The organism is Hymenobacter sp. IS2118 (assembly GCF_000715495.1).
GTDB lineage: Bacteria > Bacteroidota > Bacteroidia > Cytophagales > Hymenobacteraceae > Hymenobacter.
In genome coordinates, this window is sequence record NZ_JNLX01000006.1 from 64,753 (window position 1) to 79,518 (window position 14,766).

14 protein-coding genes are annotated in these 14,766 nt (G+C 61.0%); 12 read left to right on the top strand and 2 right to left on the bottom strand.

Annotated elements, in window-relative coordinates:
- Positions 1-4: 4 nt before the first annotated feature.
- The 4 genes from GM79_RS00550 (at position 5) to GM79_RS00565 (ending at position 2,614) form a co-directional block, all read left to right on the top strand.
- Positions 5-457 carry a hypothetical protein gene (locus tag GM79_RS00550; protein WP_035557457.1) on the top strand — a complete coding sequence of 151 codons (453 nt, stop codon included), beginning with the start codon at positions 5-7 and terminating at the stop codon, positions 455-457.
- A gap of 290 nt (positions 458-747) precedes the next feature.
- The gene (rdgB, locus tag GM79_RS00555; RefSeq protein ID WP_035557461.1) at positions 748-1,332 is read left to right on the top strand and encodes an RdgB/HAM1 family non-canonical purine NTP pyrophosphatase; all 585 of its coding nucleotides are present in this window, start codon (positions 748-750) and stop codon (positions 1,330-1,332) included.
- A 93-nt stretch (positions 1,333-1,425) separates the two neighbouring features.
- Entirely contained in the window at positions 1,426-2,052 is a 627-nt protein-coding gene (locus tag GM79_RS00560) for a uridine kinase (RefSeq protein WP_035557464.1), read from the top strand.
- A 100-nt stretch (positions 2,053-2,152) separates the two neighbouring features.
- The gene (locus GM79_RS00565; protein WP_035557467.1) at positions 2,153-2,614 is read left to right on the top strand and encodes a DUF4268 domain-containing protein; all 462 of its coding nucleotides are present in this window, start codon (positions 2,153-2,155) and stop codon (positions 2,612-2,614) included.
- A gap of 95 nt (positions 2,615-2,709) precedes the next feature.
- On the opposite strand, the gene GM79_RS00570 is transcribed toward GM79_RS00565, so the two are convergent.
- Positions 2,710-3,354 carry a hypothetical protein gene (locus tag GM79_RS00570; protein WP_035557470.1) on the bottom strand — a complete coding sequence of 215 codons (645 nt, stop codon included), beginning with the start codon at positions 3,352-3,354 and terminating at the stop codon, positions 2,710-2,712.
- Positions 3,355-3,814: 460 nt separating this feature from the next.
- Here GM79_RS00570 and GM79_RS00575 point away from each other — a divergent pair, with 460 nt between their 5' ends.
- The 6 genes from GM79_RS00575 to GM79_RS00600 all read left to right on the top strand — a co-directional run bounded on the left by GM79_RS00575 (position 3,815) and on the right by GM79_RS00600 (position 10,777).
- Positions 3,815-4,483 (top strand): hypothetical protein, encoded by a 669-nt coding sequence (locus tag GM79_RS00575; protein WP_035557473.1) that lies wholly within the window; start codon positions 3,815-3,817, stop codon positions 4,481-4,483.
- A gap of 146 nt (positions 4,484-4,629) precedes the next feature.
- Positions 4,630-5,328: a hypothetical protein gene (locus GM79_RS00580; protein ID WP_035557475.1), complete on the top strand. Its 699-nt coding sequence runs from the start codon at positions 4,630-4,632 to the stop codon at positions 5,326-5,328.
- An 84-nt stretch (positions 5,329-5,412) separates the two neighbouring features.
- Positions 5,413-6,105 carry a hypothetical protein gene (locus tag GM79_RS00585; RefSeq protein WP_152559749.1) on the top strand — a complete coding sequence of 231 codons (693 nt, stop codon included), beginning with the start codon at positions 5,413-5,415 and terminating at the stop codon, positions 6,103-6,105.
- Positions 6,106-6,144: 39 nt separating this feature from the next.
- Complete coding sequence (locus tag GM79_RS00590) at positions 6,145-6,807, top strand: hypothetical protein (RefSeq protein ID WP_152559750.1); 663 nt, start codon at positions 6,145-6,147, stop codon at positions 6,805-6,807.
- A gap of 111 nt (positions 6,808-6,918) precedes the next feature.
- The gene (locus tag GM79_RS00595; protein WP_035557485.1) at positions 6,919-10,209 is read left to right on the top strand and encodes a hypothetical protein; all 3,291 of its coding nucleotides are present in this window, start codon (positions 6,919-6,921) and stop codon (positions 10,207-10,209) included.
- 46 nt (positions 10,210-10,255) lie between these two features.
- Entirely contained in the window at positions 10,256-10,777 is a 522-nt protein-coding gene (locus GM79_RS00600) for a DUF6252 family protein (RefSeq protein WP_035557488.1), read from the top strand.
- Between the two features lie 20 nt (positions 10,778-10,797).
- Here the strand turns inward: GM79_RS00600 and GM79_RS00605 are convergent, their stop codons facing one another.
- Entirely contained in the window at positions 10,798-11,124 is a 327-nt protein-coding gene (locus tag GM79_RS00605) for a hypothetical protein (protein ID WP_035557491.1), read from the bottom strand.
- 40 nt (positions 11,125-11,164) lie between these two features.
- On the opposite strand from GM79_RS00605, the gene GM79_RS00610 reads away from it, so the two are divergent.
- The gene (locus GM79_RS00610; RefSeq protein WP_035557494.1) at positions 11,165-11,539 is read left to right on the top strand and encodes a hypothetical protein; all 375 of its coding nucleotides are present in this window, start codon (positions 11,165-11,167) and stop codon (positions 11,537-11,539) included.
- Positions 11,540-11,661: 122 nt separating this feature from the next.
- A complete protein-coding gene (gene secDF, locus GM79_RS00615) occupies positions 11,662-14,658 on the top strand; it encodes a protein translocase subunit SecDF (RefSeq protein ID WP_072008485.1) in 2,997 nt (998 codons plus the stop codon).
- The last annotated feature ends 108 nt before the right edge of the window (positions 14,659-14,766 follow it).

Sequence of the window (14,766 nt, forward strand, 5' to 3'; positions counted from 1 at the left end):
GCGCGTGCTACTCCCCTACCTCATCCGCCGTCTGTGCTGCCGTTCTGGGCTGGTGGCCGTGCTGGTGGTGCTGGGCGGAATGGGAACAGCCCTGGCCGCGACGCTCACGCTCTTTACGGCCGCCCACAATGGCACCGTGGTGCGCGTAGAATGGGAAGTAGATACCGAAACCGACGTCACCGGCTTCGAGCTGGCCCGGAAAGCGGCCACTGAATCGACTTACACCGTGATGACCAACGTGACGGCCAACGGCCAGCGCCGCTATCAGTACCTCGATGCCAACGTGTACCGGACCGCCGGCGGCACTGGCACGGCGGCCCCCAGCGCCGGGGGGCCCTTCACCTACCGCCTCACTGTGCTCGGCCCCGGCCCCGACCAGAGCTACCTTACCGTGCTGGCTGGCACGCCCAGCGCGGTGCAGCGCTCCTGGGGCACCATCAAGTCCATGTTCCGCTAGGGCCGGACAGGGGGTTTCATCCGCTATGGTTGATTTAAACCGGAGTGACTCCAGGCCCGACCCGCTTGAACAAAACTTGCGCAGTCAGCCGCTGGCGTGCGTCTCCGACGCGTGGCTTCCTGGCTTTGCGTTTCCCAACGCCGCCATTCGCACCGTCCTTCTGGTCTCGTTGGGCCCGCGCGTCAGCGATTGACCAAGAGGTAACGCGTCGGAGGCGCGCGCCAGCAACTGAGTCCCCAAGTCCTATTAAAGCTACTCCCTGATTTCCATTTCTGACCTTTCCAGATTCGATGACCAAACTCTGCTTCGCTTCCAATAATGAGCACAAGCTCGACGAAATCCGGCCGCTGCTCCCCGCCGGATTCACCTTACTGAGCCTGGCCGACATTGGCTGCCACGAGGAACTACCCGAAACGCAGGATACCCTGGCCGGCAACGCCCGCCAGAAAGCCGAATACGTGCGCCAGCGCTACGGCGTGGATTGCTTCGCCGATGACACCGGCCTGGAGGTCACGGCCCTCAACGGGGAGCCGGGCGTGTACTCGGCCCGCTACGCCGGCCCCCAGCGGCTGGCCGCCGACAACGTGGCCAAGCTGCTGCAGGAGCTGGCCGGCGCCGCCGACCGCTCGGCCCGGTTCCGCACGGTGGTGGCGCTGGCCCGCGCCGACGGCGCGACGCACGAATTTGCGGGCGAAGTGGCCGGCCACATCACGGAAGATGGCCGCGGCGCGGGCGGCTTTGGCTACGACCCCGTGTTTGCACCCGCGGAGGGCGACGGCCGCACGTTTGCCGAAATGAGCGGCGCTGAGAAGAACCGCATCAGCCACCGGGCCCGGGCGGTGGCGGGGCTGCTGGCTTTTTTGAGCACGGAGTAAACCGGTGAGCGGAAAAGAATTAGCGCGGCCTGGCGCAATTCTTTGGGCCGGATTTTTCGTTCGGCTTGCGGCCACGCGTTATCTTTGCCTGCTATGCAAACTCCTTATCTTATTGGTATCACCGGCGGCAGCGCTTCTGGCAAAACCACGTTTCTGCGCCGGTTACTGGCGGCGTTTCCCGAAGACCAGATTTGCCTCATCTCGCAGGACAACTACTACCACCCCCGCGACAAGCAGCTGCGCGACGATAAGGGCGTAGAGAATTTTGACCTGCCCGCCAGCATCGACGCCGCGGCCTATGCCAACGATGTGTTGCGCATCAGCCAGGGCCACGAGGTGCGGCGCCAGGAATACACCTTTAACAACGCGGCAGTGGCAGCCAAAGAGCTGGTGTTCCGGCCGGCGCCCATCGTGGTGGTGGAGGGCATTTTCGTGTTTCACTTCGAGGAAATTGCCCGGCTGCTCGACCTCAAAGTCTACATCGATGCCCAGGAACACGTGAAGCTGCACCGCCGCATCATCCGCGACCGCGACGAGCGGGGCTACGACCTGGCCGACGTGCTTTACCGCTACACCCACCACGTAGCGCCTACTTACGAGCAGTTCATCGCGCCCTACAAGCACTACGCCGACATCGTGATTCCCAACAACCGCCACTTCGAGAAAGGCCTGGAAGTGCTGGTGGGCTTCCTGCAAGGCAAGGTGGTGGCCGGCCGCTAAGCGCGTCGGCGCTGACTTTATTTGAAGCACAGCCCGGTTAAAAAGCACGTCATGCGCCGCCTGACGTGCTTTTTTTTGTGGCCCACACGTTACCCGTAGCATGTACAGCAAAACAGAAGTAACCCAGCTCCGCCAGGCGTTCTGGACGGCCTTTGGGCAATACATGGCGCCCGTGCCCTCGGCCGAGGGCGAGACCACCAACTGGATAAACTACAAAACTGGGGTCAAGCACCTGTATTTTCGGATGCAGGCCGACAACCGCCAGGCCACCATCGCCATCGAGCTGAGCCACCCCGACGCGGGCATCCGGGAGCTGTTCTGGGAGCAGTTGCTGGAGCTGCGCCTGCTGCTGCACGAGGCCCTGGGCGAGGACTGGACCTGGGAGCCGCACGCGACGGATGCCCACGGCGTGCCGCTCAGCCGCATTTATAGAGAGCTCAAGCCCGTCAACCTGTTCAGCCGGGACGACTGGCCGGCGCTGATTTCGTTTTTCAAGCCCCGCATGATGGCGCTGGACGCTTTCTGGGCCGATGCGCAGTACACCTTTGAGGCGCTGAAGTAGGCCGGCGCTCCGTTACCGCAACAAAAGCGCCGGCCCTACCAGGGCCGGCGCTTTTGTTAAGCCCTCACGCCACCACCACCACCGCACCGGTGCCCCTACCCCGCGCTGCCCACGCGGCGGGCACGCTGGTAGCCGCCGAACAGGGCCGGGTTGAGGAGGCGGAACACTTCCATGGGCTTGTCGAGCTCGTACACCTGCTGCATCAGGGCGCGCAACAGCTCGGACGTGGTTTCGTTGCCCTGGCTGCGCTGGTCGATGAGCACGCTGGTGCTGCGCACGGTGGCGGCAAAGGCCGCGTGCAGCGCCCGCAGCTGCGCGAGCACGGGCGCCGTGAGGGCGTAGGGCAGCAGGGCCGCAGCCTGGGCATCGGCGGCGTCGAAGAGGGCTTTGGACACATCGCGCAGCTCCTCGGGCTTCATCTTGCGGAGCTGCCCTTTGCTGAGGGTGGCGCGGGCCAGCAGGGCGGTGTCGGCGGTTTTGGTGGCGATGGAGCGCAACGGCCCCAGCAGGGCGGGCAGCGCCCCCAGCAGCGCGGCGCGGGCCGTGGTGGCCTGTTCGGTGGTGGGCTTGGTGTTGAGGGGCGCGGCACCCACGGCCGTGGTCAGCCGCTGGTAGGCCGGGGCAATGTCGGCGGCTTCGGCGGCGGCCACTTCGCTGGCCCCGATGGCGGCGGCGTTTTCGGCGATGAAGGCCACCAGCACGGTGGTCATGGCGTATTGTTTATCCTCGCGGGCATCCATAAAAAGAAGGGAGAAAACGTGAAACCGGTAGAATGGCCGCCGGCCCTCAAGGTTACTAATTTTTCGGCAATTGTCGCGCTTAGTACAGCGCCCAACAAAAATTCGATATTTAATTGTGCCGCCTGTGGGCCCGTGCCCTTCTATATTTGACGTAATAACACGCCGCGCCTCCACCGCGGTACCCACCACCGGGCTTCCTCCACGGCCCATTTTCATCCGCCCGAGTTTTTCTACCGAACTCTTGGCCGCCTGCCCCGCGCAGTGCTTCCGGCGTTCGTGCACGTTCCTGCACGCTGCTTGTCGGTTTCCGACCCGTAACGTTTTTTCTTCTGGATTGCGGTATTTCCTGGTTTTGGCCACGGAAACATCTTGGTGTGCGCTGGGTCTTTTGTGCCCTGCCATTTCTGCCTGCGCTCCATTCATTCCGCTTCTGCTCCACTTCACCATCAACCGTTAAGCAATGAAACCCCTCCATTTCTGCCTGCTGCTAGCCACTGCCGTGGGCGGCTGCCGCAAAGAGCCGGCCGAGTGCCCGCAGCTCACCCGTGCCCCACAGGCCTTTCTCGACTATTGGTACTTTCCCAAAGGCAGCACCTGGGTCTACCGATTGCAGGGAAGCTTCCCAGCCGTCTACGACACCATGCGCGTGAGCTTTGCCCGCGAAAGCCACAGCACCCGCTACAGCGACGGGGACAAGCGCGTGCCCTGCGTGCAGGGCTACCAAGCCAGCATCACCCATTCCAACCGCACCTACTTTCCCGGCGCGGACCAACCCGGAACGGAGTACCTGGCCTCCGACCCGCTTTTTCAAGGAGAAGATTGGGTCATGAACCACACTTCGCAGGTGCAAACCCTGTACTCCCCCGAAGTCGGATTTGGCTACCCCATCCGCCTAGGGCAGAAGCTGCTTAACCGCCTCACCTTCATCGACACGGCCGCCGTCGTGACCCCCGCCGGCACGTTCGCCCACTCCGTGCACCTCGTTCCCGACTACGGCAGCAAGGTCGATTCGACGCAGGGCGGCAACTGGATTCGCCACATCTACTACAGCCGCTACGTGGGCACCACCAAAGTCATCTACACCAACAACCAAACCTGGGAACTGCTCACCTATAAAATCCCTCGCTAAACCATGAAACACTTCTTCAGCGCCGACGCACCATTTCGCGCGCTTCAGCGGAACCCAGTCGAGACCCACACTATATATTTTTTTCTCCCTGGTGCTTATATGCCTTACTGGTTTTCTTTCTTGTCTCAACCCTACCCGTCCACGCCATGAAACGACTTTCTTATTTCCTTCATCTGCTGCTCCTTACAGTCCTCACCAGCGCCAGCAGCTGCGACAAAAACAGTCCGCCGCCCGCCGAATGCCCGCAGGTGCGCCGGGCCCCGGCCGAATTTCTGGCTTATTGGTATTTTCCCACGGGCTCCTATTGGGTTTATCACAAGCGCGGCGCTAACCCTGCGGAGGTGGACACAGTCACCGTCATCGGCACGGAGGTGCGCGTGTTCCAGCCCGGTTTCAATACCTACGGCCTGCCCACCTGCACCGAGTTGTACGACTACGCCCTCCAGCACTCCAACCGCCGCTACTTCCCCGGCACCAGCTCCAACAATGGCTTCCGCGGCCTGGAGTCGCTTCAGACACAGGAAGAAGGCGGCCAGTGGTTCGTCACCCAGGAAAGCCGGGCGGCGAACCTGTCGCCCCTCGGGTTTTTGTGGTCCTACCCGCAACGACCCGTGGGCCAGCCCATCGCCAACCAGGGCCCCATCCTGCTCGACACGCTGCCCGTGCGCGTACCCGCCGGCACCTTCAACCGCTCGGTGCATCTGCGCATCCCCTTCCTAGACGACTCTGCACGGGTGGACTATCTGTACTCCTATCACCTCACACGGGGCATTGGCACCACGCGCCGGGTATACGCCAACCTCGGCACCTGGGAGCTGACCAGCTACTACCTCGCTCCCAAATAACTCGCCGCTGGCCGGGCGAACGCAGATGGAATTGGTTTACTGACGCGGCTTTTTGACGCGCCTCCTTTCATTACTTAAATAATCATGAGACTACTTCCTTGCTCCCTCTATCTGTTGCTCATTGCCGTGCTCACCAGCGCCAGCAACTGCGACAAAAGCAGTCCGCCCGCCTCCGAGTGCCCACAGGTGCGCCGGGCCCCGGCCGAATTTCTGGCTTATTGGTATTTTCCCATGGGCTCCTACTGGGTTTATCACAAGCGCGGCGCTAACCCCACGGAGGTGGACACGGTCACCGTCATCGGCACGGAGGTGCGCGTGTTCCAGCCCGGTTCCAATACCTACGGCCTGCCCACCTGCGTCGAACTTTACGACTACGCCCTTTGGCACTCCAACCGCCGCTACTTCCGCGGCTATAGCTCGTTCAACGACTTCCGCGGCCTGGAATCTTTCGAAACTCAGGAGGAAGGCGGCCAGTGGTTCGTTACGCAGAATGCGCAGAACATGTACGACATAGGCTTTTTATGGTCCTACCCGCAACGTCCAGTCGGGCAGTCCATCGCTAACCGGGGTCCCATCCTGCTCGACACGCTGCCCGTGCGCGTACCCGCCGGCACCTTCAACCGCTCGGTGCACCTGCGAGTGAACGCCGTTCACGACTCCACGCAAGGCCCCTTTGTGCGCTCCTACCACCTTACGCGGGGCATTGGCACCACGCGCCGAGTGTATGCCAACCTCGGCACTTGGGAGCTGACCAGCTACTACCTCGCTCCCCAATAACTCATTTTTCTTTTCTCCTAACCCTTTTACCACACGTGCATGAAAAGACTTTTCCTATTGCTGCTGGCCACCGCGCTGAGTAGCTGCCGCAAACAGCCGGCCGAGTGCCCGCAGCTCACCCGTGCCCCGCAGGCCTTTCTCGACTACTGGTACTTTCCCAAAGGCAGCACCTGGGTCTACCAGCTACGTGGCACCAGCCCGGCCGTCTACGACACCATGCGCGTGAGCTTTGCCCGCGAAAGCCACAGCACCCGCTACAGCGACGGGGACAAGCGCGTGCCCTGCGTGCAGGGCTACCAAGCCAGCGTCACCCATTCCAACCGCACCTACTTTCCCGGCGCCGGGGGGCTGGGAACGGAGTACCTCGCCTCCGACCCGCTTTTTCGCGGCGAAGACTGGGTCCTGACCCATACCTCATCGGTGGGGACGCTGTACTCGCCCGAGGTCGGATTTGGCTACCCCATCCGCCTGGGGCAGAAGCTGCTCGACCGCCTCACTTTCGCCGACACGGCCGCCGTGACCACCCCCGCCGGCACGTTCGCCCACTCCGTGCACCTCATTCCCGACTACGGTAGCAAGGTCGATTCCACTAAAAGAAACTGGATTCGCCACCTCTACTACAGCCGCTACGTCGGCACCACCAAAGTCGTCTACACCAACAACCAAACCTGGGAGCTACTCACCTATAAAATCCCTCGCTGAACCATAAAACACTTCTACTCTTTCCTCTTCCTCCTGCTTGGCCTAAACCTAACGGGCTACGCGCAGGCAACCAACACCGACACGACGCAAGCCGAGTTTAAATCGCTGCGGATGCGTTTTCAGTCGTACGAGACCACGCAGCTGAGTGGGCAGCTGAGCCTACAGCTTGAAGTGCTGCCGCAAGCCGGACAAGCGCAGTTCGCATTGGTTGCGGCCAAGTCCTCCGTTTCTTACCTGTTACAAGCGGCACTGGCTGACCAGCCCGCTTATCGGTCCTTGTCAGCCAGTGCCGCCACTACCGTTTCCATTCGGCTCAACTACTCCCCGGCGCAGCTGCCGTATTATCCGGTTCGGGTTACGGCCACGCTTGCGACGATGCGAGACGGCGCGAATACTTTAATCAACCACGACTGTTACGTTTACTTCACGCCCTATGGCAGCGCCGAAATATGGGACGTAGCCGATTACGCCCGCCTGCGGCGCTCCTGGCTGGTGGGCAATGAGGCCACCGCCCCCGCCCGGCTCAGTGTGCCCCGCAGCGCGATACCCGTATCCAACATCGGGGCCAATGAGGAGGCCGGCCCGCAAGATTATATCGGGATGCGCTTCGTGGAGGGCCTCGCCTACGCCGTGCCTATGCGCTATGCTTCGCCTACGAACTCGGAAAATGCCCCGCCGACGGACCCACTGGCCCGCGACGGGTGTGGCTTGGGCCAGCGGCGCTACCGGGGCCGGATTCAGAACGTGCGCGTTTTTACCATGCACGAGCGTGACGGCGACGGCCAACAGGTGCCGATTTTCTTAAAAAATGCGCGGGTGCGGGTTATGCGCAGCGTGGACGTCGGGCCGGACATGACCATTAAGCAGCTGTACACCGATGACCAGGGCTTCGTAATTGAGAATGGTAGCCGCGTGGTAGAGTTCGACCACTGCTCCATCAACACCAGTAAAATTCAGGTGTACCTGTCCGTTGAGTTGATTGACAGCCCCGAGAAGGTGCGGATTAAGCGGTCCGGCGCCTGGTACAGCTGGACCCGGATTGAAACCGGCCGGCAGCAGCTCAGCTACAGCAGCACCCGCCAAACGCTCAACTTCGGAACCGCAGTGGGTGGCAACCGGGAAATCTCGCTCGACCCCAACAGCGCGGGGCGCACCTTTACCTGGATTAAATGGTCGAAGCAGCTTTTGCAGCAGGAGCTGGGAGCCGCGGCCAATTTCACCTCCACCCTGGCGATTAAGATTGAAGACCCTGGCGAAGGCGCCTATTACGACCGCTTCACGCGCAACATTCATTTTGAGACAGATGTGCTCCAATCTGAAGAAACGGCAATGCATGAGTTTGGCCACTTTGCCATGCATGAAATGCAAAGGAGCCGGTGGCTGAGCGAAACAGGAGGTGAACATTTTTTGGTGCGTAACAATAAGCATCCGAACACGACCATCACCGAAGGCTTCGCTGGTGCATTCTCCTACATAATGGACGAAATGACATCCAGCGTCCTTGACCAGGAATCTGGGAGAGGCGAAAGTGGAAACGGGTATCATGGAAGGCGCAGAACCCAACTATACTTGGCTGCAAGCACTGGTTTTGACCGAAATCTGGACTTGAACCACCCGTTCGTTTCCGAAGATATTTTTGCCCGGACCCTGCTGGACTTGTGGGACGGACCCAGTAATTATGCCCGGTTTAATAATACGACTCTCGATGATTACACCGACGGCGGCAACGACACCTTTGAAATGCCGCTCGTGGAATTGTTCCGGCCCTTTTATACCAGCCTGATTCCCGACCCGGTACGATTCTACAACAACCTGCTGCTGGAAAATACGGGCGCCAACGCCGCCCGCAATGCGCAGCTGCGCGACCTCTGGCACTACAACTTTTCCGCAACGGCCTATAACGTAGCGGACTTTACCATCCTGGGCACGGACGAAATCGGCGGCTCCCGCCTGATTACCCACGACCGGGACGATTACACCGGGTTGTTTAATAATGGGGTTTTCGACAAGGTCGAAACCTATTCGTACCAGTACATCGGCACCGACATCGGGGTACTTAACGGCCCCCTTGATTCCTATAACCTGACCACCTACATACAGGACGTTTACGATACGGCGGGCCGTTTCATCAGCCGTGAAACCAAAAACGCCAACGGCGTGACGCTGACCGACCCACTGCGCATCACGAATGGGGCCGAGTTAGGCCTCCACAGCGGCGCGCAGCCGCGGTGGTACAACCAATCGAGCGGCCTGACCCGCTACACCAAGCGCACCGAACACTTGCTAATCGCGCTACGGGCTCAGGGCCGCCTCACGGTAGGCAAAGACAGCCGGCTAACCGTCGGCGCGGCGGCTCCCTACCAAACCACGGAGGTGAGTTTCTACGCCGGCACCTACCTGGTGGTGGAGGACGGGGCCACCCTCACCATCGCGGCAAATTCCACGCTCAGCATCGGGGCTGATGCCACCCTGCTCGTGCGCAACGGCGGCAACGTCGTTGTCGATGGCGAGCTGCTTATTCGCGGGGGCGGCCACATCTGCATCGAGCAGGGCGGCAACGTCCGGCTCAGCACCAGCAGCCGGATATATGTAGATGCCAACGCGCGCATGGGCGTTCCGCCCGGCCTCAACCTACCCACCACCCTGGCGTGCACCAACGAGGTAGCCGCCTGCGGCCGGGTCGAAATCCTGAACAGCGGCGTGCGCAACACGAGCGGGAGCAGCGAAGCTTTGCGCTTCGATGGCAACGACGTGGTTGCTATCCCCAACACCAACTCGTATGTCAACGAGCTGGGCCAGGTCTTTGGCATCGAAGCTTACCTGCGGGCCGATAACCTGAGCGCGCCCAGTGCCCAAACCATTTTTTCGAGCCGGCAGCGGGCAACCAGTGGCACCGCAACCTACACTGGGGTGCTTTTTTCCCTCTACGGGGGCCGGCTGCTGTTGCAGCTGGACGGCCGCAACTACTATTCTGATAACACGATGCTGCCCAACGACAACGGCTGCCACCACGTGGCCGTGACCCGCGACGCCAAGGGCCGGGCCGGCCTTTTCGTGCAGTACACCTACCTCGGCGCCGGCAAGGGCGGCGGCTACTTCCTCAGCATTCCCGCCACGAACTGGAAACCCAATCCAGTAGAGGCAGTTCGCATCGCCACCGATAGCCTGCTCGTCGAAGAAGGCAAGACCTATGCGTTTAAAAACACCAAAGGCAGCCCCCGAGCGTCTTGCTCTTTTGACGCGCGGTATGCCAAACTCGACCAGGACCCCGGCGAGCTGACCATCACACGCTTCGACCCCTCCCAACGCATTCTCTCCGGCCGTTTCCATTTCGTGGGCACCGATAAATCTACCGGCAAGCAGGTCCGCGTCACCGACGGGCGCTTCGACATTCGCTTCTAAGCTTTCCTTTTGCTCATTTTTCCACCTTCTTTCCCCCCCTCTTCCCATGCGCTTTCCCCTGCTCGCCCTCCTCGCCCTGCTCACGCTGAGCCAGTGCAAAAAGAAAGACGAGGCTCCCGACCTGCCCGCCGAAACCACCACCGGCGCCATGACCTTGGGCTGCCGCGTCGACGGCCGCGTCTTCGTGCCCCGCGACGGGCGCGGCAAGCCCGGCCTCTTCGTGCAGTACGTTTACCTCGGTGCCGGCAAAGGCGGCGGCTACTTCCTCAATATTCCAGCCACGGATTGGAAGCCCAATCCTCCTGGGGGCATCAACATCACCACCGATAGCCTGCTCGTCGAAGAAGGCAAGACCTATGCGTTTAAAAACACCAAAGGCAGCCCCCAGGCGTCTTACTCCTTTGGAACGCAGTACATCAAGCTCGACCAGGACCCCGGCGAGTTGACCATCACACGTTTCGACCCCTCCCAAGGCATTGTCTCCGGCCGTTTCCACTTCGTGGGCACTGACCCGGCTACGGGCAAGCAAGTCCGCGTCACCGACGGGCGCTTCGACGTGCGTTTTTAAGCCCGCATTCTTTTCCTTGCTCATTCCTGCCTCATCCGCGAAGAAACAGTACGCAAGTTGGATTTATAGCCCTGCAACTGGTTTTTGCACGGCTGCGACTTCGCTTCAACGGCCTGCAACTTTGATTTGCACGCCTGCAACCTCGCTTTACCGGGTTGCAAATCCGTTTTGTAACCTTGCAACTCCGCTTCACACGCTTGCAGGTTCAATTCACACGCTTGCAACTGCGGTTTACATGCCTGCAACTTCGCCTTGCGGCCTTGCAACTCCGCTTTACCCGCCTGCAAGGTCGCCGCGATGCCCTGCGGCGCCGGTTTTAGGGGCCGCGAAAACAGCCTTGCCCTCATTCTTTTCAAAAGCCTATCTTTGCAGTCCCCGTTTATACCCATGCTGGTTCTGCTCTCCCGTTTTTGGTTTTCGCTCCGCTTTGCCCTGCTCACCGCCACGGTGCTGCTGGTGCTGGGCCTGAACCAACGCGCCGTGAGTGTGCTGCGCCTGCCGGTGAGCACGGGCGATACCCGCCTGGCCGCGCCGCCCAAAGCCACGGTGGTGAAACAAAAGGTACTGCTGGAAGCCACCGGCACGCCCGACCACTTCGTGGCGCCGCTGCTGGTAGCGTGGCTGCCCGCAGCGGTGCCCGCCATGTGGCTGCCGGCATTGCGCCGGGCCCTGGCGGTGCCGCGGCTGCACGCTGGCGTGCGCGCCGGTGAGGTGTTCCGGGCCCGGCTGCTGGCCGTGGCGCTGTCGCCGCAAGCACCCTAAAAAGAATTATGAATTGAGAATTATGAGTTATGAGTTGGCTACGTCCGATTCTTAATTCACGATTCTTCGTTTCCGGTTGGCCCAATTCATAACTCATAATTCATAATTTATAACTCAATCAAATGCGTAATAAAGGATTAATCATCGCCCTGACCGTTGTGGTGACGGCGCTGTGCGCGTACTTCCTGTTCTTCACCTACATCTCGCGCGGGGTGCAGCAGAAGGCCGTGGCCTACGCCACCACCAACGGCAAACTCAACGAATCGGCCCGCCAGCACTACCTGGATTCGGTGTGGCGCGCGCCGGTATTCGGCCCGTTCACCTACCGCGAAGTGCGCCAGAGCGAGCTCGGCCTCGGCCTCGACCTCAAAGGCGGCATGCACGTCACGCTGGAGGTTTCGCCAGTGGAAATCGTGAAAGCCATGAGCGGCAACAGCAAAAACGCCGCCTTCAACCAGGCCCTGGAGCAGGCCCAGGTAGCTCAGAAGTCCAACTCGGGCACGCCCTTCACCACGCTGTTTTCGCAGGCCTACCAGGCGGCGGCGCCCGGCAAGCCGTTGGCTACCATCTTCGCCAACACCACCAACAAGAGCCGTAACATCGACATCAATTCGAGCAACGATAAGGTAATTGCCGCCATCGACAAAGAAGTGGACGAAGCCATCGACCGCTCGTTCAACATCCTGCGCACCCGCGTCGACAAGTTCGGCGTGAACCAGCCCAGCATTCAGCGCGTGAAGGGCACCGGCCGCATCCAGATTGAGCTGCCCGGCGTTGACAACCCCGACCGCGTGCGCAAGCTGCTGCAAGGCCAGGCCAAGCTGGAGTTCTGGGAGGTTTGGAACCAGAACGAAGTAGGCCCTTACCTCGTGCAGCTCGACCAGCAGCTTTCGGCTAAAGAGGCCGCTCAGAAAGCCGGCGGCACCACCGCTACCGCTGCTGCTGATACCGCCGCCCTGGCCGGCACCGCCGCCGCCGGCGACACCACCTCGCTGGCCGCGCAGCTCGCCAAGAAAACCAAAGACGCCGCCGCCGATTCGGCCGCTACTTCTACCAAAGGCGGCCAGCTGGCCCGCCTCTTCACCATGCCCGGCCGCCTGGGCGTGAACCTGCGCGACACCGCCCGCATGAACGCCATCCTGCGCTCGCCGGAGGCCAAAGCCGTGCTGCCCCCCACCCTGGCCCTGCTCTGGAACCTGAAGCCCACCACCATCGACAAGCAGGAATACCTGGAGCTGGTGCCCGTGCGCAAAACCCGCGACGGCGTGCCCCCCATGAGCGGCGAAGTTATCAGCGATGCCCGCGCCGACATCGGCCAGAATGGCCAGCCCGAAGTACTGATGAACATGACCCCCGCCGGCTCGCGCAAGTGGGCTAAAATGACGGGTGCCAACATCGGCCAGCAGGTGGCCATGGTGCTCGACGACTACGTGGTTTCGGCCCCGGTGGTGCAGAGCGAGATTACGGGCGGCGGTACCAGCATCACGGGCAGCTTCGCCATCGAAGACACCCAGGATTTGGCCAACCAGCTGAAGGCCGGCAAGCTCCCCGCGCCTACCCGCATTGTGGAAGAAGCCATCGTGGGCCCTTCGCTGGGCAAGGAAGCCATCGACCAGGGTTTGTACTCGTCGCTGGCCGGTTTGATTCTTATCATGATTTTCATGGCCGCCTACTACGGCCGCGCCGGCCTGGTGGCCGACGTGTCGCTGCTCTTCAACATGTTCCTGATTCTGGGCGTGCTGGCGCAGTTTGGCACGGCGCTCACGCTGCCCGGCATCGCCGGTCTGATTCTGGTTATTGCCTCGGCCATTGACGCCAACGTGTTGATTTTCGAGCGTATCCGCGAAGAGCTGGCGCACGGTCTGACCGTACCCGATGCCATCAACAAGGGCTACTCGCGCGCATTCTCGGCCATTTTCGACTCGAACGTGACCACCATGCTCATTGCCCTTATCCTCGGTTTCTTCGGCACGGGTCCCGTGCAGAGCTTCGCCGTGACCCTGGGCATTGGCGTGCTCACCTCGTTCCTGTCGGCCGTGTTCGTGTCGCGCCTCATCATCGAGTGGATGGTGAAGGGCAAAGAAGACCACAGCCTGACGTTTGACACCTTCCTCTCGCGCGGCCTGTTCAAGAACCTGAACTTCGACATCGTGGGCAAGCGCAAAATTGCCTACGTGTTTTCGAGCGTGGTTATTCTCATCGGATTTGCTCTGATGGCTTACCAGGGCGGCCCGAACCTGGGCGTAGACTTCAAAGGCGGCCGGGCCTACGTCATTGACTTCAACAAAACGATGGTGGCCTCGGACGTAGCCGAGCAGCTGCGCCCCGCCTTCAAAGGCGCTGGCCTGGAAGTGAAGCAGTACGGTGCCCCCAACCGCCTGCGCGTGACCACCGGCTACCTGGCCAACGACGAGAGCGTGGAAGCCGACCAGCAAGTACGCACCGCCCTCGACCAAGGCCTGCAGTCCTTTGCCTCGGCCAACCCGCAGGTGCCGTCGGCCTCCAAAGTAGGTGCCACCATCGCCGACGACATCAAGCGCACGTCGGTGCTTTCGCTGGGCCTCACGCTGCTGGGCATCTTCATCTACGTCTTGTTCCGCTTCGATAAGTGGCAGTACTCGATGGCGGCCGTAGTGGCGCTGTTCCACGATGCGCTGCTGGTTATCGCGGCCTTCCCCATTGCCCGCGCCTTCGGTGTGGTGTATGAGATGGACCAGATTTTTGTGGCCGCCGTGCTCACGGTGCTTGGCTTCTCGATGAACGACACGGTGGTTATCTACGACCGTATCCGTGAATACTTGCAGGAGAACCCCAAGCTGACCTTCGCCCAAGTGGTGAATCCGGCTTTGAACTCGACTTTCTCGCGCACCATCATCACGTCTTCCACTATTCTGATGGTGGTAGTCGTGCTGTACATTTTCGGTGGCGAAACCCTCCGTTCCTTCTCGTTCTCGATGATTATCGGGATGATTTTCGGCACGTACTCATCGCTGTTCATCGCCACCCCCATTATCCTCGACACCTACGGCAAGAAGGAAGAGCGGGAGCGCAAAGCCGCCGGCGAGGACTTCACCAACTCGGCCAGCGATGCACCACGCCTGAGCACGTCAAACGTATAAGTATTCAGGAAATTCGCGGCTGATTGCCTAAATCAGCTTACTGCAAATTTCCAGCAGGCACAAAAAAGGCCGCCCATCGGGCGGCCTTTTTTGTGCCTGTTATCCGGC